The following is a 21,592-nucleotide window of genomic DNA, read 5'->3' on the forward strand; positions in this document are numbered from 1 at the left end:
ACTTGAAAACTTTTAGCGATTAATCGTAAAAAATCAATATCAACGACATTAAGCAGATTAGTAGGTACAATTCTAAAAATAAATACAATAGTAAAGAATAATACGCTAGTTGCTACCCAAAAATTTTTGTTTTTTATAAATAGGTGGTAGATCTGTATTTTTAAGTTGTAAGAAAAACCATCGTAAACTTAAGAACGTGTAGGTAACGCACAAAATAACACTTAGTATAATTTGATAATTGGCTTCTGTCCCGAAAAATATGGCACTTATTATTATATTGATAATTGCTAAAATCCAGCTAAGTTTTTTGTTTTTTTCTTCTGTGCTGAAGTAGTAAATGAAAAATAGACTGTAAAGCGGAATTGTTAAAATATACAGACTATAAGGCATTATTTCAATCATATTCAGAATTTCGCTAATAAAAACTACTCCAAAATAAAGCCACAAAAAATGTTGTTCTGTCTTTCTATTGATGATAGAAGATACAAAACATAAGAAAACAACAAATAGATAAATGTACAGTATTAGCATGAGCTAGCTATGAAACTTAGATCTTATAAACTGAATTAGATGTTTTATCCATGATTTATTGTTTTCCTACGCATAAGGAAATATCTATGATTTTTTAATAAATCTACAATAAGAATTTGTTATGATTCAGTTTATTAAGAGCTTCCACTTTATTGTTAACATTTAACTTTCTGTAGATACTTCCAACGTGTTTTTTTACAGTTTCTGTCGATACGCCTTTATTAGCGGCGATTTCTTTATATTGCAAACCTTCTGCTAGACCTTGTAATATATACTTTTCAGTTGTAGTGAGTTCTTCTACCATTTGGAAGTCTTGTTCTTGATTTTGAAAATGACATAATACTTTTTTTGCAATGTTATTACTCATTGGACTACCGCCATTTTTTGCTGTAATGATGGCTTGTATAATCTTTTCAAGACTTTCACCTTTTACGAGATAACCAACAGCAGCGCTACGCAATGCATCAAAAACTTTATCATCGTCTTCGTGATTGGTGCAAATAATGAACTGTATTCTGGAGTTTTTGATTTTGATAGTGCGAATAACGTTCGTACCCCAAGAATCATAGAGTTGCAAATCCATTAATACAATGTCTGGATCTAGATCTGCCAAACTATCCAAAGCTGCTTTGCCAGAAAAAAATTGCCCAACGCAATTCATTTGGTTATTATAGTCGATAACCTTTTTCAATGTGTTGTTCTAGTTTTTATCGTCCTCGACAATAGCAACTTGGATTTTCATGGTTATTAGTTATATAAAGATTAATAATTGAGCGATAATTTCCAATACCGAATTTGGGGTATATATTGGTTATATAAAGTTAAGAATATTGGTGAATAAATTTTTGTAAATTTTGAAAATTTGATAGAAATTTATTAAAATTACCAATTCATTTTTCATAAAATTATATTGTTATTCTAATGTTGACGAGTTTTTTAAAAATTCATTTTTATTTGTTAAATGTATTCAGATTTTTCTTCTTCGTTTTTGTTTTTTGAAACTTGTAATCTTTCGAAATATTTTAATAAATCTCTTTTGTAAAGAAAATAAGTCCTACTTAGTAATCTTGCATTCTCGTTAATTGCCAAAAATAACATATTAAGGTTATAGGTAAAATATTCTCCTGTACGGAAGTAGATTAATTCATTATTTACAAAATATTCCAAATCTTTTCGTGTCAAAGGAAGAATTTGGTCGTCGTAAAGCGGATTATTCACAATTAATTTTGTGCGCTCCTTAAGTTCTTTTTCTTGCTTTTTTATGTTTTCAAAATTCTTTTTAATAGTATCATCATTTGTTCTTACGCTGACGAAGGCTAAAGCATCATTAAGGTTGAGTGAAAGTTGTGTACGATCATCACATTGTTGATCCCCATCATATTGACCCTGGAACTTTTCTTCAAATTGTTTGTTCAAAGAACGGATTCCGTATAAGTATGCGAGGATATTTTTATCATTTATAGAAATTAAATTTTTAATCCTTTCCACTTCAGACTCGAGAGTCATAACTAATTTGGAAGCTTGTTTTTCTGTATGTTTTGTGCCGTCTTAGTCAAAAGTGTTAATGTCTGTTTGTCCTTCTGCAATTGCATTTATAGTATTAATGTCGCTTTCTAATTTGAACCTCTTCCTTATTTGTAAAATAAATCCATGCGCTTTCGTTGTTTTATCTTTAATAATATTGAATTTGTTGAGACGTGCAATTCGGTCTTTTGTGGATGGATGTGATGCCCATTGATTGCTAAGCACCAATTTTGATTTATTAAATAAAGACGCGTCCTCTTGTGTTACTAAGGGTAGATTGTATTTGTAATTTAATTGACTGTCTTTCGCTAAAAAATTCATGACAAAGCTTTGTTCGGTATATAAGTTTTGACTGACTTTAGCTTCGTCAAATTTTTGATTATAAACATCACTGACTGAAGAATATGCAGAATTTGCAAGATCTAGTCTTAGTAAAGATTCGGACAAAGCTTCGGAGCCAGCGACCTTTGCAGCAACTTCATCCGCATGGAATTCCGTTTCTAGAGATAAAGCCATGTATTTTAGGTTTACAACCGAATACATCGATCTTAAAATTTTCTCTATAATGCCGATAAAAAAGCCCGCCAATCCACCCAAAAATGAAAAATAACCACTTGACTGTGTAAAGCTTCTTATGTGATTTTCAAACGCTTCATCTTCGTTAACGTGGTAAAAGATAATTTGGTTAACATTATAAACGAATCTTCCTACTTTCATGGATTTTTGCGAAAAATGACCAAATTCGTGAGCAAGAATAGCTTTCAGTTCTTGTGCTGTTGTGGCGTTGAACAATCCCAGTCCAATGTTAAGGTTTTTTTTGACTGGTTCAATCATGCTCCAAAAGCTGGAGTTATAAAATACACTAGCATTAACTTCATTTGGCAGGAAAATCTTTTTTGGTACATCAGTTCCAACTTCTGCGACAATCTCATCAATTAATGAAAATAGTTTTGGTTGATGTTCTCTTTTTATTTCAACAAGATGCGCATTGTTATTTTCATGTTTTTTGAAAAATTATTTTTAGTGAAAACAAAAAACTACTCAGCTTATTCTGAGTAGTTCATCGATTTTTATAGGATTGAATTTGTTTTTTTATTTTAAAATTTAAATCCAATTGAGAAATAAAATCTCCAATTATCTAACAAATCATTTTTAGAAACATTGAAATTAATAGGGCCAAGTAGCGATTCGTAGCCGAGTTGTAAACCATAACCGATGACGTTTTTGCTAAGTTTTCCAAATGCAAAGAGATCTCCACTAAGTTTTCCGTAATGGAAAGACGGACTCAAATACAGACTTTTTAGAAGATTGTACTGTAAGGTTACACCAGCTTTTGCGATAGAATTAAATGGAAGTTCTTTTTGTTTGAAACCATTAAATTCAGGATTAAATCCGTCAAAATTATACTCGCTGCCACCAACATTTATTTTTTGATTTAGAAATAAAAATGCAATTGTATTTTCTCTAGTTTTTTCTCCGAAATGTGTTCCTAGATATGCGTTAAATTTAATTGCAAGTTTTCTGGTGATTGGTAGGGCGAAATTTTCGTTAATAATAAAAGTTGTTAGATGTTTTGACCTTGTATAGAAAGACTGATTTGGGTTGACATAATAATCTAAAAGCGTATCTAGACCTTCCTGTTTATTTATTTTAAACTTATCTCCAAAATATGTTTTTGCAATAATCTGAAGGTTATTACCCGAGGTGAAATAGTGTTTTTTGTTAAGATTATTTTGTTCAAATTTTAAAAATACATCCCAATTGTTATGTTGGAAAGCTTGCTTTTTAAAATTGTCAAATACATCACGATTGATGTCGTCCATTTCTCGAATTATGGCTTCGTAATTAAATTCTGCACCGAGACTTATGGCAGCATTCTTCATGACATTGTAGTTGATTGCAATATTTCCGTTAAACTTATGATGATTGTAGTTCGGAGAAATATAGATGTTTTCGTCTAAAAGGTTCCCGAATTTTAGGATAAAATCATTGCTTTTTTGATTCGTGAATTTTGCTTCTGTGCTAAACCAAAATTTGTAATCATCATCCAAAAATTTTTGATATTGAATACGCGCTTTAAAGCGCTCTGAAATATCAAGTGTCGCCAAAACTCGTGATCGATTAAGAATAGAGTTTCGGTATGTGTAATTAACAATGATGCCGACAGATTGTTCGTTGTCATAATGCAAAGCCAACTTGAAGGCACCACTTTTGGCTCTTCTAATAAAAATATTCATGATAAGTCCATCTGGAGCGTCAGTATAGGTGTAATATACACGATCATACAATCTTGTCCCAAAAATACGATCAATCGATTCGTTAACTGTTTTTACATCATAATATTTTCCAATTTCTAAAGCAAGTAGCGATTTTAGAGTTTGAATTTCTGATGAGTTTGTTAAAACTGTGCCGTTGTCTTCACTAAAATTAATCTGAATAGTTGGCTTCTTAACTTCTTCTATCATTTTATGTTCATAGACGATTCCAGCTTTTTTTTGAGCTTCTGCAAGTGCTACCAATTCTGGAAGATGTTTTTTAACTTCTTGCTTTCCAATTTTGATAATCTCCTGATGTTTTCTAAAATCTTTGGTAGTTATGTCTCCTAAAATATCAACAAAATTAACGAGAATGTTTGAGTTTTTTTTCTGCTCATGAAAATCTTGTACTGATCGAATTGCATGCGTTTGATAAATCATTTTCATTGGATTTTCGATTTCCTTTTTAGTGAAAAGTCGGAAACCGGTATAACCTCCAATGACGAAATCAGCACCCATATCTTTTATTTCTTTAATAGGGAAATTGCGATCTAAGCCGCCGTCAACTAATAATTTACCATCGATATAAACAGGGGCAAAAGCTGCGGGAATGGCGAGGGTAGAGCGTATTGCTAAAGGTAGAGAACCGCTTTTTTGCATTACAAGACCTCCATTAACAATGTCGGAAGCCGTCATTTCGACAGGAATTCTTAGTTTAGAAAAATCATTAATATGTTTTGCATTAAAGGTTAGAGTATTGAGAACTTCTCCCATATATTGACCTTCGATATAAGAACTTGGTAATGTAGGGAAGCCATTTTCCACAGGAAATTCGATGAGGTATTTATCAAACTCGTCTTTTTCTGCAAAATTGACTTTGTTGTAGGGGATTTTGTTGGATAAAATTCTTTTCCAATCCATTGCAGCAACGGTTTCGCTAAGCTGGTTTCCAGAATAACCCATTGCGTAAAGCCCTCCGAGAATACCACCCATGCTGGTGCCCGTAATGTAGTCAACCTTGATACCTAGTGAGTCAATCGCTCGTAAAATGCCAATATGGGCAAAGCCTTTAGCGCCACCGCCACTCATAGCAAGTCCGAATTTTGTGTCTTTTGTAATGTGATTCAGCGAAGTCTTTAGAGAGTCATTTAGCTGAGATTGGCCTAATTGGAAAATCACAATTAGACCTAGTAGTAGGAATTTAAGTTTCATAGAATTAGTTTTGTTAAAAGTACAAAAAAATATTTCTATGGATGGCTGTGGAAATAGGTGAGTGCGGAGTATCTTTTATCTCTGATGTGTTATTTGAAAGATAAACTAACAAAATGAAAATTAGCTTAGCTTTTAAAGTGGTATTATTTTTTTAGTAACAAAAATTTTATAATAGCGTAGTCCTTGCGCCCCAGATGGAGCGGCGTGTTTGAGCTCTCCAGAAATGGGTGAGAGATTTGGTGTGGGCTTCTGGAAGCGAGTAGTGACAGCTGGAAAGGGCGCCCAAATAAAAACAAAAAAACCTCCACTCGAAAGTGAAGGTTTTGTATATTGTATCGGTCGCTGACTATTACATCATACCTGGCATTCCGCCGCCCATGGGCATTGCTGGTTCGTCTTTTTTAACTTCTGTGATGACACATTCTGTTGTTAAAAGCATTCCGGAAACCGAAGCTGCGTTTTCTAAAGCTACTCTTGTTACTTTAGTCGGGTCAATAATACCTGCCTCAAGCATGTTAACATACTCGCCAGTTTTTGCGTTGTATCCGAAGTCACCGTTACCTTCTGCAACTTTTGCCACGATAACAGATCCTTCGCCACCTGCGTTAGCAACGATTTGTCTAAGAGGTTCTTCGATTGCTCTTTTCACGATTTTGATACCTGTAGTTTCGTCAGCATTTTCACCGTTAAGTGCGTTAAGAGAAGCAATAGCTCTTACCAAAGCAACACCACCACCTGCAACGATACCTTCTTCTACAGCAGCTCTTGTTGCGTGAAGTGCATCGTCAACTCTGTCTTTTTTCTCTTTCATTTCTACTTCCGAAGCTGCACCAACGTAAAGAACTGCAACACCGCCAGCCAATTTAGCTAGACGCTCTTGAAGTTTTTCTCTGTCATAGTCAGAAGTTGTTGTTTCCATCTGAGCTTTGATTTGAGCAACTCTACCTTTAATTTTTGCTTCGTCACCACCACCGTTAACGATTGTTGTGTTGTCTTTGTCGATTTGTACTTTTTCTGCAGTACCTAACATTTCTAAAGTTACATTGTCCATTGTGAAACCTTGCTCTTCAGAAATAACTGTACCACCAGTTAAAATTGCGATGTCTTCTAACATTGCTTTTCTTCTGTCACCAAATCCTGGCGCTTTAACAGCAGCAATCTTAAGAGAACCTCTTAATTTGTTAACTACCAAAGTTGCTAAAGCCTCACCTTCAACTTCTTCAGAAATGATTAATAGAGATTTACCACCTTGTGCAATTGGCTCAAGAACTGGAAGTAATTCCTTCATAGAAGAGATTTTTTTCTCTACCAAAAGGATGTATGGATTTTCTAGCTCAGCTAGCATTTTTTCTGGATTTGTCACGAAGTAAGGCGATTGGTATCCTCTGTCGAATTGCATACCTTCTACAACGTCAACTGTTGTATCTGTACCTTTTGCTTCTTCTACAGTGATAACACCTTCTTTACCAACTTTCCCGAAAGCTTCAGCGATTAAAGAACCGATTGTGTCATCGTTATTAGCCGAAATAGAAGCAACTTGTTTGATTTTTTCTGAAGAATCTCCAACCTCTTGAGATTGAGATTTTAGATTAGTAACAACTGCAGTAACTGCTTTGTCGATACCTCTTTTAAGATCCATTGGGTTAGCACCAGCTGCAACGTTTTTAAGACCTTCTCTTACGATAGCCTGAGCCAAAACTGTAGCGGTAGTTGTACCGTCACCAGCGATGTCATTGGTTTTAGAAGCAACTTCTTTTACCATTTGAGCACCCATATTTTCTACTCTGTCTTCAAGTTCGATTTCTTTAGCTACAGAAACCCCGTCTTTAGTTACGTGAGGAGCACCGAAAGATTTTTCGATTACTACGTTTCTACCTTTTGGTCCTAAAGTTACTTTTACTGCATTTGCTAATGCATCAACACCTCTTTTTAGGGCGTCTCTTGATTCGATATCGAATTTTATTTCTTTTGCCATTTTTTATTTAGATATTAGATGTTAGAAGTTAGACATTTAACGATATTTTAATTTTGATTTTTAAGAATGATAAATCTGAAACCTGATGTCTTTTATCTGAAATCCTATCCAAGAATTCCTAATAAATCAGCTTCTCTTACAATTAAGAAATCTTTTCCGTCTAGTTTTAATTCAGATCCTGAATACTTTCCGTAAAGAACTTTGTCACCAACTTTTACGGTCATTGGTTCGTCCTTTTTACCAGCGCCCACAGCTACAACAGTTCCTTCTTGAGGTTTTTCTTTTGCTGTGTCTGGGATAATAATACCTGAAGCAGTTTTAGTTTCTGCAGCAATTGGCTCGATAAGCACTCTGTCTGCTAATGGTGTGAAGTTTACTGACATAATTGTATTTATTTTTTAATTTTTATCTACGCTATTATTCTCCAAGAATATGCCACTTATAGTTATGGAGTTATAAGTTATATGTTATAAGTTATAATTGTCAGATTAAAATTAAAAATGTGAAAATTTGTCAGTTTTTAATTTGATTTTAGTAAAATCCAATCTTTTAGTGTCACAATTTTTTTCTCCGAATTTGTCCAAATGATAATATACCAATAAGTTCCTGTTTTTGATTTTAAACCATTGTGAGTGCCATTCCAAATGAATTGGTTGTTTTGGTTGCCTTCAAAATGTACAGTACCATAACGGTCGATAATCTGAAGCGTCGCATTTTTTTTATTTAGAAGGAATTAAAAATCAGCGACATCATTATTGCCATCATTATTTGATGTGCAAACATTTGGGATTTTATGCTCTTCGAAAGTTGTTTCTTTTTCCGTTGTAAATTGATGTTCCGGGATTTGATGGCGTATTTGGGAAACGGGGAATTATAAAAGTAGTATTTGTATTGGCAACGTCGATATTTCGATAATTATATATCGCACCACCTTTGTCACTTGCTACATTTTTGTAGAAAAGCGCGTTCGAAATTTTTAATCCTTCATCGCTAAAATTATAAATGGCACCACCTTGTTTTGCAGCATTATCATAAAATTCAGATTTATTAATCGTGGAAATTTCCGAAAATCGATGATTGTATATTGCTCCTCCTTTTTCGCTTGCTTTATTATTTCTAAAAACGGTATTCAGGAAATCCCACTTCCCAAAACTGCTATTAAGCGCACCTTCTTCTTGGGCTTCATTGTTATTGAATTGCGAGTTTTCAACCGAAAGTGATGTTCCAAAAATAAAAATTCCGCCACCTTCATATGCTTTATTGCCAATAAACAGAGCGTTTTTTAATTTAACATCATAATAATTAATATAAATACCACCGCCCTTCGTTTCGGTAATATTATTTTCAAACCGAGTATTTTCTAGGTGAAAATTTTCTCCCCAACTATAAATGGCGTCACCTTCATTTTCTGCATAATTATTTCGGAATACAGAATTTTTTATGGTGACATTATCCGACCAATTGTGGATTGCACCACCGCCTTTGTCACCCATTGTATAAACTTTGTAGTTACTCTTATTATTCTCGAAAGTACAATTATCAATAAGAACTGCGCCGTTGAAACCATGCATGAGATAAAGTGCACCTGCGCCACGACCACCTTCCGAAATATTGTTTCTAAAGGTTGAATTCCGAATCTGGCTAATATTCGTTCTTAATACAAGTCCCGCTCCGCCTTCATTAGTGCCTGTAACAAATCCATCAATGAAATTAACACATCAATACTACAATCATCTTCTTGAATATACATGATTTGAGTTTTCTTTTGCCCATTAAGATTTGTTGGATATAAAGTGTAATCTCGGTTTGTTCCTACACCGCTGTAACCACCAACAAGACGAACTTTTCTCCCCCAATCAATTCTTAGAGTTGAATTTATAAGATAATTTCCTTGGCGTAATCTAAGTTCGGTTTGGCCAGAATTCAAATTAGCAATTGCATTTTGTAATGAACGTGCATTGGCCCAAGAACTTCCGTTTTGGGTTCCGAAACCGGTTGGTAATCATATCAAATCGTTTGCCCCGAAAGAGCAAATGACAAAAAAGAACAAAAAAGAATTAAAAAGATAGAAATCCTTTGCATCAGTTGTGGTTGATATCAGCGAATTCCCATGATTATTTTTAGCGTTTAAGCCAAGATAAGTGACAGTTTTTTTTTAAACTTAACAGATGTTAAGTTAATTTATTTTTTCTTCTGTTTATCATTTCTAATTCGTGAAATAGTAATCGGTGTAACATTAAGGCGCGATGCAATATGTTTTAGTGGGACAATATCCAAAAATCGTGGATAATATTGCGCAATGAGCTGATAGTTAGATGTTGCATCATTCGCAAACATCATATTTGTGATTTTAAAAACATAAATAAGATATTCCTCAGCAAGAGAAATTCCGAAAAGTGACCATTGGTGGTATTCTGCGTAGAGTTCGACCAAATCTTCGCGCTCGATGTACATAACGTCAGAATCTTCATAAAGTTGAACATTCATTTGATTAGTTGTTCCACGACGAAAGCTTTCCATATCGGTTAAGAAACTCATTTCGGGCTCTATCCAAAGTGTCTGCTCTTCACCATTTTCTGAGATTCGATAAGCGCGCGAAATCGACTTTTCTGCTATGAAAAGTTCCGACATAACATCTCCAGAATTAATAAGGTGATCGCCTGCATTTAATTTTATCGTTTTAAACTTTTGTTAACCAGCTTCTAAAACATCGTCATCGAAGTAAGTTCCATAGCTTAAAATTTTTTCTTTTAAAAGTTCTTTAAAGCTCATATTTTTCAGGTTGCAAATATAATGCAAAACATATTTTTATTAATGCTTTAAAGAAAAAAATCAACCGAAGTTGACTGATTTTAAGAATATTTAAAGATAAGGCTTTGTTTTTATGCTCGCATGTATGTTATACGATCAAATTTGTTTCCAAAGAATTGTAAAACAGTTTTTTCTTTATTAAATACGAATTTCGAAATATTGGCAGCAATCTCCAGAAGTGCATCTGGATTATTTTGTGAAGAAAAACTCTAAATTAAATTTCCATTTCTATCAAAAATCTTCAAGGTGTTTAGTTTTTTATCATTTATAATCACTGATCCAATTTCTGAAAAGGAAATGTTTTGTTATTTTTTCCCAGTTTTAATAGAAAGGAAATCTTGACCGAGTTCAACTTTTAATTTAGGAGAAACAAATGTTAGCAGAATTATAAATGGTCCTAAAATTAGGATACCGACTAAAAGTCCAGCCGCTTTGGCTCCTAAATTATTGACTTTATCCGCCATCCCATCAATGCTTCCAAAAACAAAATAGCTAATGGAAAATACGACAGCAAAATAAACAATTGCAAAGATGATGGCTTTTGCACCTGGATTTTGTCGAAAATTATAGGTTTTCATTATTCTGTTTTTTTAGCATTTATAAAAAGTTCGTCGATGTCCGAACAGCCGCAACGTTCTTGGAAGATTGGATCGTCTTTCGTGACGCCAACATTAACTCGAATAATTTGTTTGCAATATTCTTCTTGTTTCAGAATATTTCCAAAATAGAAAAGAGGAATAAAACATGCGATAAAACCGATAAGTCCTGGAAAGGTGAAAAATAAAGTTTTCATCCCAATAATTGTTGACGAAATGACTTTATCTTTGTTTGCACTTTTCATAAGTCTTTTCCAAATGAAAATTGCCCAACCGATAAATATTGCGAGTCCTACGATAAATCCTAAATATAAACTAATGTTGTAATAAAGTTCGACTTGGTCGTGTTTAATCTTAATGTTTGTTTTTTCATTTTAAATATAAAAAAACCAACCGAAAATCGATTGGTTTGTAGTTAAGTAAGTTTTAATTTTTCTTTCCTGCTGCTTGCATAGGGTTAAGTCTTCCGTTAGAAGCGCCTCGTATTGCAGCTTGTTTTTGTTTGAAAACTTCAAATTTGTTATCGAGATTTGATGAGGAACCACTAGCTGACCAAAAGTTATTGGAAGTGTCAATATCTGCGGTCTGTTTAAGAGGATCGAGTTGTACCGATTTTAAAACTTTATCAAAATAATAAGTTTTAGAAACTTTTTGTTCGTTATGTCGCCAGATCTGCGCTGGGATATTATCAGTCAATTTGCTGCCATCTTCAAAAGTGAATTCCAAAATAATAGGCATAACTAATCCGCCTTTATTTTCGAAATCTAGTTGGTAAGCAGTCAGATTTTTTAATCGGTTTTTATCTTCTTTAGAAAGAGCTTCGAAGTCGGATTCGTTAGTGGTGTAGTTTTTATTTTGATCAAGTTTTTCTTGTCCTCTTGCGTAACGATAGTAGAAATCTTGCAAATCTTTATCTTGATCTACAGCAAATTTTGTTTTGGCGTCACGCTCTCTCGTTTTTGAAATATCATTAAAATCATCTTCTGCTGGCGGATCAATTTTATAAGTGATTTCTTTACTTTTTGGTTGTGCATCGAGTTGAGGTTTAGCAACAGTTACTTTGCTTAAAGCAATATCGACTGGATCTGTCCCGAAAAACCAACCTCTCCAAAACCAGTCCAAATCTTCGCCACTTGCGTCTTCCATTGTTCTGAAAAAATCCGCTGGCTCTGGATGACGGAACGCCCAACGTTTAGCATAAGTTTTAAAAGCTTGATCAAACAAGTCGCGCCCCATAATTGTTTCGCGCAAAATGTTAAGCCCAGTAGCAGGTTTTGCGTAAGCATTTGGCCCAAACTGCGCAATGTTTTCTGAGTTGCTCATGATAGGCTCCAACTGATCTTTGGGCAACTTCATATAATCAACGATTTTGTCCGCTGGACCACGTCTGGAAGGGAATTTGTTATCCCACTTACTTTCTGTTAAGAACTGAACAAAAGTATTAAGACCTTCATCCATCCAACTCCATTGTCTCTCGTCGGAGTTGATAATCATTGGGAAAAAGTTGTGTCCAACTTCATGGATAATAACGCCGATCATTCCATTTTTTGTGGCTTCAGAATAGGTTCCGTCCTTTTCTGTTCGTCCATAATTAAAACAAATCATCGGATATTCCATACCATTCGCGGCTTCTACAGATTGTGCCACTGGATATGGATAAGGAATTGTGAATTCTGAATATGTTTTGATGGTATGCGCTACCGCTTTCGTCGAATATTTTCTGTAAAGTCCATAAGCTTCTTTACCATAAAGACTCATCGCCATGACGTTATTGTTGTTTTCAGGAATGTTGACATTCATCCCATCCCAAACAAATTTTCGAGAAGAAGTCCACGCAAAATCACGCACATCTTTGGCTTCAAAAATCCAAGTTTTACGCTCTTTAGATTTTGATTTTTCGGCTTTTTTTGCTTCTTCAAGCGTTACAATTTCGATTGGCTCTTTAGCTGTTTTTGCTTGTTGATATCTTGAATATTGAGTAGAAGTTAAGACTTTATCAAAGTTTTTTCCTTCACCAGTTGCGCCCACAATATGATCTGCAGGAACATTGATGTTTACGTTATAATTTCCGAAAACCAAAGCAAATTCGCCTCGTCCTGTGAATTGATGATTCTGCCAACCTTGATGATCACTGTACACGCAAAGTCTCGGAAACCATTGCGTGATGGTGTAAAGGTCATTGCCATCTTCTGGGAAAAATTCGTAACCGCCACGACCGCCCATTGCGATTCGGTTAGGGATATTGTAATTCCAATCTATTTTAAAAGTGAATTTTTCACCTTTTTTTAAAACCTTCGGAAGGTCAATTCTCATCATGGTTTTGTTAACCACATAGTTGAGGTTTTTACCAGCCGCATCGGTTACTTTGGTCAAATTAACACCGTAATGATTGTCTTTTTCAGGAAGATTACTAACGTTTAATTTTTCCGTCGTCGTGGTCTTAGGAATTGTTGATGAAAATTGATAGTTCGCATTTTTAACTGTAGATTGTTGGTTTTCATCCAATTGCAACCAAATATAATCTAGGTTATCAGGCGAATTGTTAGTATAAGTCACCGTCTGAGAACCACGAAGATTTCTATTTTCTTCATCTAAATAAGCGCTAATGTCGTAGTCTGCTTGGTTTTGCCAATAACCTTGCCCAGGTGCTCCAGAAGCTGCCCTGTAATAATTGGGCGTTGGAAGAATTGTACCAAGTTGTTCAAATTTATTTCCGTGGTTACTGCCAGGATTATTTTGAATATTCTGTGCAAATAACGTAACGGACAAGCTTAGTGCTAATGCTGATATTTTGATTTTCATCTTTCTAAAGAAGATTATTTTTGAAATTAATTAAACGAAGTTAAGTAAAACTTAGTGTTTTATCAGTATTAAAAAGGAATTCTTTCCAAAGTCATTTGTGACGCCAATGCAAAAACCCCTGATGAAACAAACATAATCCAGTCTTTTTTATTGACTTTAAAAACGTTTAATAATATAAAAAGAATGATTAAAATTGCAAAAACAACGACAATCTGCCCAAGTTCTAAACCAATATTGAAACCTAAAAGCGGCACAAAAATACTTTGCTCTTTTGCCAGCATCATTCGCGCTGTGTTTGCAAATCCCATCCCATGAATTAATCCAAAAAATAAAGCCAAATAATAATTCATTTTCATGAGGTTTTTTTGGTTGTTGCGCATCAAGATATTGTCCAAAGCTGTAATTGCGATGGTCAACGGAATTAAAAATTCAACCCAATTAGACGGTACTTTTAAAAGATTAAAAACACTTAGCGCCAAAGTCACCGAATGTCCAATGGTGAATGCCGTTACCAAGACTAAAATTTTTTTCCAGTCGTTGTAAGAATAGACGGCAACCAATGCCAAAACGAAGAGTTGATGGTCGAGCGCATCTAGCGAAATAATGTGCTCCCAGCCGAGATTGAGATAAAATAGAAAGTCTGACATTCTGTAATTTTTAGCAAGTGCGATAATACAATTTTTAATTAACTTTGAAAAGTTTTTACAATCTAAAAATTGATTTAATCACTTTTAAATAAAGGCTTTTGAAAAGATTTTTTTTATTATTAATTGTTGTTTGTTTAGCGTTTTCTTCGTTTAAAGAAAATCTGCATCCTTATCATGTTGGCTCGGTGGAGTTTAATTATAACCAAAAGACTAAAACTTTTCAGATTTCTGGAAAATTCTTTTTAGATGATATGGAAAATGCGCTCAATAAAAAATATCCAAAATCTTTGAAATTCCAGGATGCGAAAAGTCACGATGCGATTAATGAAGCTTTCAAGAATTATTGCAACGACTATATGAAACTGAAAGTCAATAATCAGTTCGTAAAAATTAATTATTTAGGATTTGAGGAAGATAGCGAAAGTGTTGATGTTTATTTAGAATCCGAAGTTGTTAATCAACCTCAAAAAGTGGAAACTTCGGTAAGTATGTTGTATAATTTATTTGACGATCAACTCAACATCATCCACATCATCATTAACGGAAATCGGAAAAGCGAAAAACTCACTTTCCCGAATCGTTATTTGTATCAACAATTTTAAAGTTTGTTTTAACAAAAATAATCTTAGTTTTTAAACCAAAGTTGTTCGCCTTTTAGATCTAATTGTGATGGTGTATTATTGATGTAAAGTCCTCCGGTTCCTAATCCTTGCGGCATCGGATTTTGTTTTGGGTAAGTGTATTGCGCAATCGCATTTAGTCCGATATTACTTTCTAAAGCTGAAGTAATCCACCAACAAATATTTTGATTTTCTGCAAGTTCTATCCACTTGTCACTGCCAGAAAAACCACCAATTAATGTAGGTTTTAAAATAATGAATTGCGGTTTTATTTCTTTTAGTAAATCAACTTTGGAATCGTAATTGAGAATCCCAATTAATTCTTCATCAAGCGCAATTGGCGTTGGCGTTTCGGCACAAAGTTTTGCCATTTCTTTCCAGTTGCCAGCTTCGATGGGTTGCTCGATAGAATGGATGTCAAGAATTGCTAATTCTTCCAAAACAGTTTTTGCTTTCTCAGGAGAAAAAGCGCCATTCGCATCTACGCGAAGTTCTAAAACTTCTTTCGGAAATTTTTTACGAAGCTCGGCAATCACTTGTTTTTCGTTGTCCCAATCGACACCGATTTTTAGTTTAATACAATGAAAATTTTGAGCAAGCTTTTCCTCGATTTGCTGTTTCATATAATTAACATCGCCCATCCAAATCAGCCCATTAATTTGGATTGAATCTTTTGCTTCTGTAAAATCACTCGGGAAATAAATGTTTTCGCCATGTTCAAGATTTAGAAATGCTTGTTCGAGACCAAAAATAATCGATGGATGATTGACCATTTCTTCGCGAAGATGGTCGAGTCCAAGATTTGCATTTTGGCAAGCCCAAGTTAATGCATCTTCATATTCGTCATCGTCGTCAAAGCTTAAACCTTTAAAAAGGTTAGCCTCGCCAATTCCTATTTTGCCATCTTCTTCAATATGGATGAAGTAGGTCTCTTTAACATTCAAAACGCCGCGAGATGTTCCACTCGGGCGTTTGAAGTTTAATGTATATTTTTCGAAACGTGCTGTTTTCAAAATAATTTTTAATGTTTATCAACTGCTTTTGACATGAATTCCTCAGCTTTAGTCACCATTGCTGCACTACCTGCAAAGAATGGTACGCGTTGGTGAAGTTCTGTAGGCTCGATGTCCAAGATTCTTTTGAAACCGTCGCTTGCCTTACCACCAGCTTGTTCTGCCAACATCGCCATTGGATTACATTCGTATAGTAGACGAAGTTTTCCTTTTGGAGATTGCGATGTAGAAGGGTAAATGTAGATACCACCTTTCAACATATTTCTATGGAAATCCGATACCAAAGATCCGATGTAACGCGAAGTGTAAGGTCTGTCGCCGTCCTCTTCTTGACAATATTTGATGTAATCTTTAACACCTTGTGGGAACTTCGCGTAGTTACCTTCGTTAATCGAATAGATTTTTCCGCTAGTTGGGATTTTAACATCTTTATGAGAAAGATAATACGTTCCGATTGCTGGATCTAGCGTGAAACCGTTAACACCGTTACCAGTTGTATAAACAATCATCGTCGACGAACCGTAAACGACGTAACCTGCAGCAATTTGTTTAGAACCTTTTTGTAAAAAGTCTTTTAGCTCTACTGGATCTCCAGGATTTGTAATTCTTCTATAAATAGAGAAAATTGTCCCAACAGAAACGTTAACGTCGATGTTAGAAGAACCATCCAAAGGATCGATTAATACAACATATTTACTAAGGTGTGCGTTGCCTTTGCAAGAGATTTCGATGAAGTCATCATTCTCTTCTGACGCGATTCCACAAACTACTTCTCTTTGAGAAAGTGCTGTGATAAAAATTTCGTTAGCCAAAACGTCCAACTTTTGTTGTTGTTCACCTTGTATGTTTTCGTTGCCTGCAATCCCGATAATATCGGCGATACCAGCTTTGTTAACTTCTCGGTTTACCAATTTGGAAGCCATACGAATACAACTTAATAATCGAGATAATTCTCCAGAAGAATATCTAAAATCGTCCTGTTTCTCGATAATAAATTCGCCTAGGGTTTGTAAAGGTTCTTTACTCATTTTAATTTTTATTAGAAAATTGACCAAATTTAATAGATTTTTTTTGATAAATCTAAAGTCTTAGAAAGTTAAGTAAAAATATGGATTTTATTGTTTTTATTTTAATGAAAATTTAATTTTATTAAAGATAATTTCGGAAATTAAATTGTTTTTTAGCATTGTAAATTTTATTGATTATTTTTTGTGTTTACAATCTTAACCATAATTGAGGATTAGACTTCAGTTTTAAAAGAAGAAGTTGTTAAACTTGATTTTTGTCTTAATCTTAATATTTGTTAACAAGTCTATTTCGTAAATCAGTCATTATTAATAATTTTGGAGATTGTAATAAAATAAAGGGCAAACTAAGTAAAGTGAAAGTATTCAAATTCGGTGGTGCGTCTGTTAAAGATGCGGAAAGTGTGAAAAATGTAGCCTTGGTATTAGAGAATCAAGGTTTTAAAAGCTGTCTAATGGTAGTTTCGGCGATGGGTAAAACGACTAATGCTTTAGAAAAAGTGGTAGCAAATTACTTCGCGAAGGTCGACTATCAACAAGAAATTGAAAATATTAAACAGTTCCATATCGATATTGCAAAAGGACTTTTCCAAGAAAAACATCCTGTATTTGCAGAAATTAATTTGTTTTTTGACGATATCGATTCATTTTTGAGACGTAATAAATCTCCGAATTATAACTTCGTGTATGACCAAGTTGTAAGTTGTGGTGAGATGATTTCTTCCAAAATCGTTAGCGAATTTTTGAACGAATCTCAGTTTGAAAATAATTGGCTTGACGCGCGCGACTACATCAAAACGGATAACACTTATCGCGAAGGTGTTGTTAACTGGAAAGAAACCGAAGAAAATATCCAAAAACTTAGCAAAGAAAAAAACTACATTACGCAAGGTTTTATCGCTTCGGACGAGCATAATTTTACGGTGACTTTGGGACGTGAAGGTTCCGATTATACGGCGGCGATTTTTGCTTTTGGATTTGATGCTTCTGAAATGACGATTTGGAAGGACGTTCCGGGTGTTATGACGGGAGATCCACGTATTTTTGAAAATGTAGAATTGTTGGATAGCATTTCATACGAAGAAGCCATTGAAATGGCTTATTACGGTGCGTCGGTTATTCACCCGAAGACGTTGCAACCGCTTAAGCAGAAGAATATTCCGTTTTTTGTAAAATCATTTATTGATCCATCAAAAGCAGGTACTAAAGTTGGAAATGCGAGTGACAATCAATATTTGGAGTCGTATATTCTTAAAAAAGAACAATATTATTTAACGGTAAATACACGAGATTTTTCTTTTATTGCAGAAAACCACATGAAAGAAATTTTTTCGCTACTTTTAAAATATAATATCAAAGTATCGTTGATGCAAAATTCTGCGATTTCGTTAGAGTTATGTTTGGAGGATAAATTCGGTCACATTGATGAGTTTGTACAAGATTTGCAAAACGGTTTTAGTACAAATTTATTAAAAGATGTGTCTTTGTTTACCGTGAGAAATGCTAAAATTGACGAACTAGATAAGTTTTATAAAGATAAAAAAGTGCTATTGGAACAGTTATCCAAGAATACTTTACAAATGGTAATTCAATAACATGAGTTTAATTTCTAAAGAAGATTTAATAAAGGCAGCAGGTCTTAACAAATTCGGATTTTTAAAGAATCCAATCGCTTCTTTTGTACTTCGTATAACCAAGATTAATGAAGTTAATGCGCTTTACGATAAATTAAAAGACAAAGAAGGCGAAGATTTTTTCAATGGATTTGTGAAAGAACTTGACTTAAAATATGTAGTCTTCGAAGAAGATTTAGCAAAAATTCCGAAAACAGGACCATTCATTTTGGTTTCTAATCATCCTCTTGGCGCGATAGATGGCGTATTGATGTGTAAAATTTTGTCAAGCGTTCGCCCTGATTTCAAAGTGATGGGCAATTTTCTTTTAGAAAAGATAAAACCGATGGCGCCTTATGTTATTGCAGTTAATCCTTTCGAAGGTCGCAAAGAAGCTTACAGCAGCAGTTCTGGTATGCGCGAGACGCTAAAGCATTTGCAAGAAGGTGGTTGTATCGGGATTTTTCCAGCGGGAGAAGTTTCTAATAAAAATAATGAGTATAACGAAGTGATGGACAAAGCATGGGAAACACCAGCTTTAAAACTGATTAAAAAAGCGAAAGTCCCCGTTGTGCCAATGTATTTCCATGCTCGTAATAGCCGAATGTTTTATAATTTGGCGAAGCTTCATCCTGATTTGCAAACGATGTTATTGCCATCAGAAATGATGAAAAAAAGGGACAATCCAATTAGAATAAGAATTGGGAAACCTATTTCTGTAAAGCAAATGGACGAGGAAGAAAACATCGAAGAATTAGGTGATTTCTTAAAAAAGAAAGTCTACATGCTGAAGTCTTATTATGACAAAAGAAAAAGCATTGCTGAGACTTTGATGATCCCAAATTTGTCGATTAAACTTCCGTTGACGAAGCAGCAAAATATTGTTCAGAATATTATTGACGAAACGCCTGAGGAAGATATTTTAGCTGAAATAGAATTATTAAAAAAAGATGATAAAAAACATTTGTTTTCGTATAGCGATTACGATATGTTTTTTACAAAATATGAGGAAATCCCCAACATCATGCGTGAGATTGGACGTCAGCGTGAGTTGACTTTCCGAAAAATAGGAGAGGGGACGAACCTTCCTTTTGACCTAGACGAATATGATAAACATTATCACCATTTGTTTTTATGGGATAATGCCAACAAAAAATTAGTTGGAGCTTATCGTATGGCTTTGGGTGTTGAAGTGATGAAAAAGTACGGTATAGACGGCTTCTACACAAGTTCTTTATTTGAGTATGATCAAGAATTGCAGCCTTTCTTCCGTAAAGTTATCGAAATGGGACGCGCCTATATCTCTTCGGAATATCAGCAAAAACCGTTTCCGTTGTTCTTGCTTTGGAGAGGGATTGTACATGTGTGTTTAAGAAATCCTGAACATAAATTTTTGATGGGTGGCGTAAGTATCAGTAATAAGTTTTCGGAGTTTTCGAAATCTTTGATGATTGAGTTTATGCGTTCGCATTATTTCGACTCTGCAGTAGCGCAATATGTTCATCCTAAAAACGATTATAAAGTAATCCTTAGAGAGCGTGATAAGGCTTTGTTTTTTGAAGATATGGACTCTGACCTTAATAAGTTGGATAAAATTATTGATGATCTAGAGCCTGAGCTTCGTTTGCCTGTTTTAATTAAAAAATATATCAAGCAGAATGCAAAAGTTATCGCTTTTAATGTTGATCCAAACTTTAATGATGCGATCGATGGCTTGATGTATATTAGAATTAGTGAACTTCCGGAAGATACTATTCGACCAGTTTTGGAAGAAATGAGTGCTTTTCTAAAAAGCGAAACTGAAAAAAAATCGCCTGATAATCAGTGATGTCGGTGTTTTTAGTAAAAAAAGTTTAAAAAAGACTTGCGCCGTATACTAAAACATTATACCTTTGCACCACTGAAAACAACGAAACAGTTGCTCTTAGTAAAAAAGGTTTCTTAGCTCAGTTGGTAGAGCAATGGATTGAAAATCCATGTGTCCCTGGTTCGATTCCTGGAGAAACCACTTTTTAAAACCGTAACACGCTGAAATATTGCACGTTGCGGTTTTTTTATTACTGTCTTTCCCAATTATTTCCCAACCATTCTTAAAATAGCATCAAAAAACCATTAATTTAGAATTGTTCAAATTATAAAACCAGCGTTTCGGCTGGTCTTTTTTTATCGTGTTAAAAACTATTCTAATTTTAACCAAGTCAAAACCGACTCCGTTAATTCAACGAACGAAATTTTTTTTTGGTTATCTCTTTACATACAATGTTCGTAATTCTTTATAGCTTCGGAGACAATAAAAATACCTCTCAAATAATTGAAAGGTAAATCTAAGGTTTTGTAAGGTTTTCAAATGTCAAGTTTTTACAAGTTCTCAATTGGACTTACTTCAACAGTTGTTAAAATACTCTCAATTTCTTTGAGCTGTTCGGGAGAAAGTATTTTTAATTTTTCATCCCTAAAAATAACTCCGTTAAGCTGTATGTAATTGTTTTGTGTTCTGGCATTCTTTCCTATGTTTCCAGTCATATATTCCAGAAATAAACGTTGTGCGCTTACATTTCCCTCAAGTGCGCTTTTGGTCATTGCAACAATAACACTGTCTGTCATCATTTCAAATTGTGCGGTGTATTGTTTATAATGCTTGGAAGATTGAAGAGTTTCCAAATGTTTGTTAATTGTCGGTCTGGATAAATCTGTCATTGTTGCAATGTGCGTTCTGGTCGGAAAACGGCCATATGCTGAAACATAATTTATAATGCATCGGGAAATTGTAAGATGGTTTATTTCTCAAACCGAAAACTTAAATTCGTCTTTCGAATAAAACTCCAGTTGCTCTTCGAGTTTCTTTAAAAACTCATCTTTTTCGTTGTGTTTTAGTGAATAAAGTTTTTCATGGTAGTATCTCACTAACTGTGTAAGTTGAAAAGTTATTCTGAAAAATTTTGAGCCCTCAAAGCTCAAAAAAATTTTC

General features: G+C 34.3%; 21 protein-coding genes, 1 tRNA gene and 1 pseudogene. 4 read left to right on the forward strand and 19 right to left on the reverse strand.

The genetic code is table 11. The features are described 5' to 3' along the window. Window positions 1-105: 105 nt before the first annotated feature. The 15 genes and pseudogenes from AC23MB_RS12890 to AC23MB_RS12960 form a co-directional block, all read right to left on the reverse strand. Window positions 106-402, reverse strand: a complete 297-nt coding sequence (locus tag AC23MB_RS12890) for a hypothetical protein (protein ID WP_313031116.1) — start codon at window positions 400-402, stop codon at window positions 106-108. Between the two features lie 232 nt (window positions 403-634). Continuing rightward, window positions 635-1,222 carry a response regulator transcription factor gene (locus tag AC23MB_RS12895; RefSeq protein WP_313031119.1) on the reverse strand — a complete coding sequence of 196 codons (588 nt, stop codon included), beginning with the start codon at window positions 1,220-1,222 and terminating at the stop codon, window positions 635-637. A 266-nt stretch (window positions 1,223-1,488) separates the two neighbouring features. Continuing rightward, window positions 1,489-2,037 (reverse strand): hypothetical protein, encoded by a 549-nt coding sequence (locus tag AC23MB_RS12900; protein WP_313031123.1) that lies wholly within the window; start codon window positions 2,035-2,037, stop codon window positions 1,489-1,491. A 42-nt stretch (window positions 2,038-2,079) separates the two neighbouring features. Then, window positions 2,080-2,889 carry a M48 family metalloprotease gene (locus AC23MB_RS12905; protein ID WP_313031125.1) on the reverse strand — a complete coding sequence of 270 codons (810 nt, stop codon included), beginning with the start codon at window positions 2,887-2,889 and terminating at the stop codon, window positions 2,080-2,082. Window positions 2,890-3,152: 263 nt separating this feature from the next. Continuing rightward, entirely contained in the window at window positions 3,153-5,522 is a 2,370-nt protein-coding gene (locus tag AC23MB_RS12910) for a patatin-like phospholipase family protein (RefSeq protein WP_487787474.1), read from the reverse strand. Between the two features lie 349 nt (window positions 5,523-5,871). Continuing rightward, entirely contained in the window at window positions 5,872-7,497 is a 1,626-nt protein-coding gene (groL, locus tag AC23MB_RS12915; RefSeq protein WP_312322359.1) for a chaperonin GroEL, read from the reverse strand. Window positions 7,498-7,601: 104 nt separating this feature from the next. After that, window positions 7,602-7,880, reverse strand: coding sequence for a co-chaperone GroES (locus tag AC23MB_RS12920; RefSeq protein WP_079666196.1), 279 nt, complete (start codon window positions 7,878-7,880; stop codon window positions 7,602-7,604). 137 nt (window positions 7,881-8,017) lie between these two features. After that, a pseudogene (locus tag AC23MB_RS12925) lies at window positions 8,018-8,209 on the reverse strand (T9SS type B sorting domain-containing protein); the annotation flags it as partial. 79 nt (window positions 8,210-8,288) lie between these two features. After that, the gene (locus AC23MB_RS12930) at window positions 8,289-9,068 is read right to left on the reverse strand and encodes a hypothetical protein (RefSeq protein ID WP_312322358.1); all 780 of its coding nucleotides are present in this window, start codon (window positions 9,066-9,068) and stop codon (window positions 8,289-8,291) included. An 83-nt stretch (window positions 9,069-9,151) separates the two neighbouring features. Further along, entirely contained in the window at window positions 9,152-9,424 is a 273-nt protein-coding gene (locus tag AC23MB_RS12935) for a hypothetical protein (protein ID WP_312322357.1), read from the reverse strand. 254 nt (window positions 9,425-9,678) lie between these two features. Further along, window positions 9,679-10,173: a Crp/Fnr family transcriptional regulator gene (locus AC23MB_RS12940; protein WP_487787477.1), complete on the reverse strand. Its 495-nt coding sequence runs from the start codon at window positions 10,171-10,173 to the stop codon at window positions 9,679-9,681. A gap of 440 nt (window positions 10,174-10,613) precedes the next feature. Further along, window positions 10,614-10,886 (reverse strand): hypothetical protein, encoded by a 273-nt coding sequence (locus AC23MB_RS12945; protein WP_313031138.1) that lies wholly within the window; start codon window positions 10,884-10,886, stop codon window positions 10,614-10,616. Next, window positions 10,886-11,149: a hypothetical protein gene (locus tag AC23MB_RS12950; protein WP_312322354.1), complete on the reverse strand. Its 264-nt coding sequence runs from the start codon at window positions 11,147-11,149 to the stop codon at window positions 10,886-10,888. Before AC23MB_RS12950 ends, AC23MB_RS12945 begins: the two co-directional genes overlap by 1 nt. A gap of 181 nt (window positions 11,150-11,330) precedes the next feature. Then, the gene (locus tag AC23MB_RS12955) at window positions 11,331-13,706 is read right to left on the reverse strand and encodes a M1 family metallopeptidase (RefSeq protein WP_374331105.1); all 2,376 of its coding nucleotides are present in this window, start codon (window positions 13,704-13,706) and stop codon (window positions 11,331-11,333) included. Window positions 13,707-13,774: 68 nt separating this feature from the next. After that, window positions 13,775-14,353: a HupE/UreJ family protein gene (locus AC23MB_RS12960; RefSeq protein WP_312322351.1), complete on the reverse strand. Its 579-nt coding sequence runs from the start codon at window positions 14,351-14,353 to the stop codon at window positions 13,775-13,777. 98 nt (window positions 14,354-14,451) lie between these two features. Between AC23MB_RS12960 and AC23MB_RS12965 the strand changes: the two genes are divergently transcribed. Continuing rightward, window positions 14,452-14,955 (forward strand): DUF6702 family protein, encoded by a 504-nt coding sequence (locus AC23MB_RS12965; RefSeq protein ID WP_374331107.1) that lies wholly within the window; start codon window positions 14,452-14,454, stop codon window positions 14,953-14,955. Window positions 14,956-14,978: 23 nt separating this feature from the next. Here AC23MB_RS12965 and AC23MB_RS12970 read toward each other — a convergent pair whose 3' ends face one another. After that, complete coding sequence (locus AC23MB_RS12970) at window positions 14,979-15,986, reverse strand: o-succinylbenzoate synthase (RefSeq protein WP_487787475.1); 1,008 nt, start codon at window positions 15,984-15,986, stop codon at window positions 14,979-14,981. A gap of 8 nt (window positions 15,987-15,994) precedes the next feature. Beyond that, on the reverse strand, window positions 15,995-17,014 hold the full coding sequence (gene fbp / locus AC23MB_RS12975; protein WP_313031159.1) for a class 1 fructose-bisphosphatase: 1,020 nt from the start codon (window positions 17,012-17,014) through the stop codon (window positions 15,995-15,997). Between the two features lie 353 nt (window positions 17,015-17,367). Here fbp and AC23MB_RS12980 point away from each other — a divergent pair, with 353 nt between their 5' ends. From AC23MB_RS12980 to AC23MB_RS12990, 3 genes are all read left to right on the forward strand, one after another. Next, window positions 17,368-18,606 (forward strand): aspartate kinase, encoded by a 1,239-nt coding sequence (locus AC23MB_RS12980; protein WP_312322712.1) that lies wholly within the window; start codon window positions 17,368-17,370, stop codon window positions 18,604-18,606. 1 nt (window position 18,607) lies between these two features. After that, window positions 18,608-20,452, forward strand: a complete 1,845-nt coding sequence (locus AC23MB_RS12985) for a bifunctional lysophospholipid acyltransferase family protein/GNAT family N-acetyltransferase (protein ID WP_312322711.1) — start codon at window positions 18,608-18,610, stop codon at window positions 20,450-20,452. 107 nt (window positions 20,453-20,559) lie between these two features. Further along, a tRNA-Phe gene (locus AC23MB_RS12990) sits at window positions 20,560-20,632 on the forward strand. Between the two features lie 350 nt (window positions 20,633-20,982). On the opposite strand, the gene AC23MB_RS12995 is transcribed toward AC23MB_RS12990, so the two are convergent. Then, a complete protein-coding gene (locus tag AC23MB_RS12995; protein WP_374331116.1) occupies window positions 20,983-21,321 on the reverse strand; it encodes a hypothetical protein in 339 nt (112 codons plus the stop codon). Window positions 21,322-21,408: 87 nt separating this feature from the next. Continuing rightward, the coding region (locus AC23MB_RS13000) for a hypothetical protein (RefSeq protein ID WP_487787476.1) at window positions 21,409-21,592 on the reverse strand (184 nt) is incomplete at its 5' end.

Source organism: Soonwooa sp. T0.1_25 (assembly GCF_057652215.1).

Excerpts from the sequence above, each read along its gene's own strand:
- AC23MB_RS12950 (WP_312322354.1), bottom strand. The coding sequence starts at position 11,149 with ATGAAAAGTGCAAACAAAGATAAAGTCATTTCGTCAACAATTATTGGG.
- AC23MB_RS12910 (WP_487787474.1), bottom strand. The coding sequence starts at position 5,522 with ATGAAACTTAAATTCCTACTACTAGGTCTAATTGTGATTTTCCAATTA.
- AC23MB_RS12920 (WP_079666196.1), bottom strand. The coding sequence starts at position 7,880 with ATGTCAGTAAACTTCACACCATTAGCAGACAGAGTGCTTATCGAGCCA.
- AC23MB_RS12905 (WP_313031125.1), bottom strand. The coding sequence starts at position 2,889 with ATGATTGAACCAGTCAAAAAAAACCTTAACATTGGACTGGGATTGTTC.
- fbp (WP_313031159.1), bottom strand. The coding sequence starts at position 17,014 with ATGAGTAAAGAACCTTTACAAACCCTAGGCGAATTTATTATCGAGAAA.
- AC23MB_RS12930 (WP_312322358.1), bottom strand. The coding sequence starts at position 9,068 with ATGCATGGTTTCAACGGCGCAGTTCTTATTGATAATTGTACTTTCGAG.
- groL (WP_312322359.1), bottom strand. The coding sequence starts at position 7,497 with ATGGCAAAAGAAATAAAATTCGATATCGAATCAAGAGACGCCCTAAAA.
- AC23MB_RS12900 (WP_313031123.1), bottom strand. The coding sequence starts at position 2,037 with ATGACTCTCGAGTCTGAAGTGGAAAGGATTAAAAATTTAATTTCTATA.
- AC23MB_RS12945 (WP_313031138.1), bottom strand. The coding sequence starts at position 10,886 with ATGAAAACCTATAATTTTCGACAAAATCCAGGTGCAAAAGCCATCATC.
- AC23MB_RS12890 (WP_313031116.1), bottom strand. The coding sequence starts at position 402 with ATGATTGAAATAATGCCTTATAGTCTGTATATTTTAACAATTCCGCTT.
- AC23MB_RS12985 (WP_312322711.1), top strand. The coding sequence starts at position 18,608 with ATGAGTTTAATTTCTAAAGAAGATTTAATAAAGGCAGCAGGTCTTAAC.
- AC23MB_RS12995 (WP_374331116.1), bottom strand. The coding sequence starts at position 21,321 with ATGACAGATTTATCCAGACCGACAATTAACAAACATTTGGAAACTCTT.
- AC23MB_RS12955 (WP_374331105.1), bottom strand. The coding sequence starts at position 13,706 with ATGAAAATCAAAATATCAGCATTAGCACTAAGCTTGTCCGTTACGTTA.
- AC23MB_RS12960 (WP_312322351.1), bottom strand. The coding sequence starts at position 14,353 with ATGTCAGACTTTCTATTTTATCTCAATCTCGGCTGGGAGCACATTATT.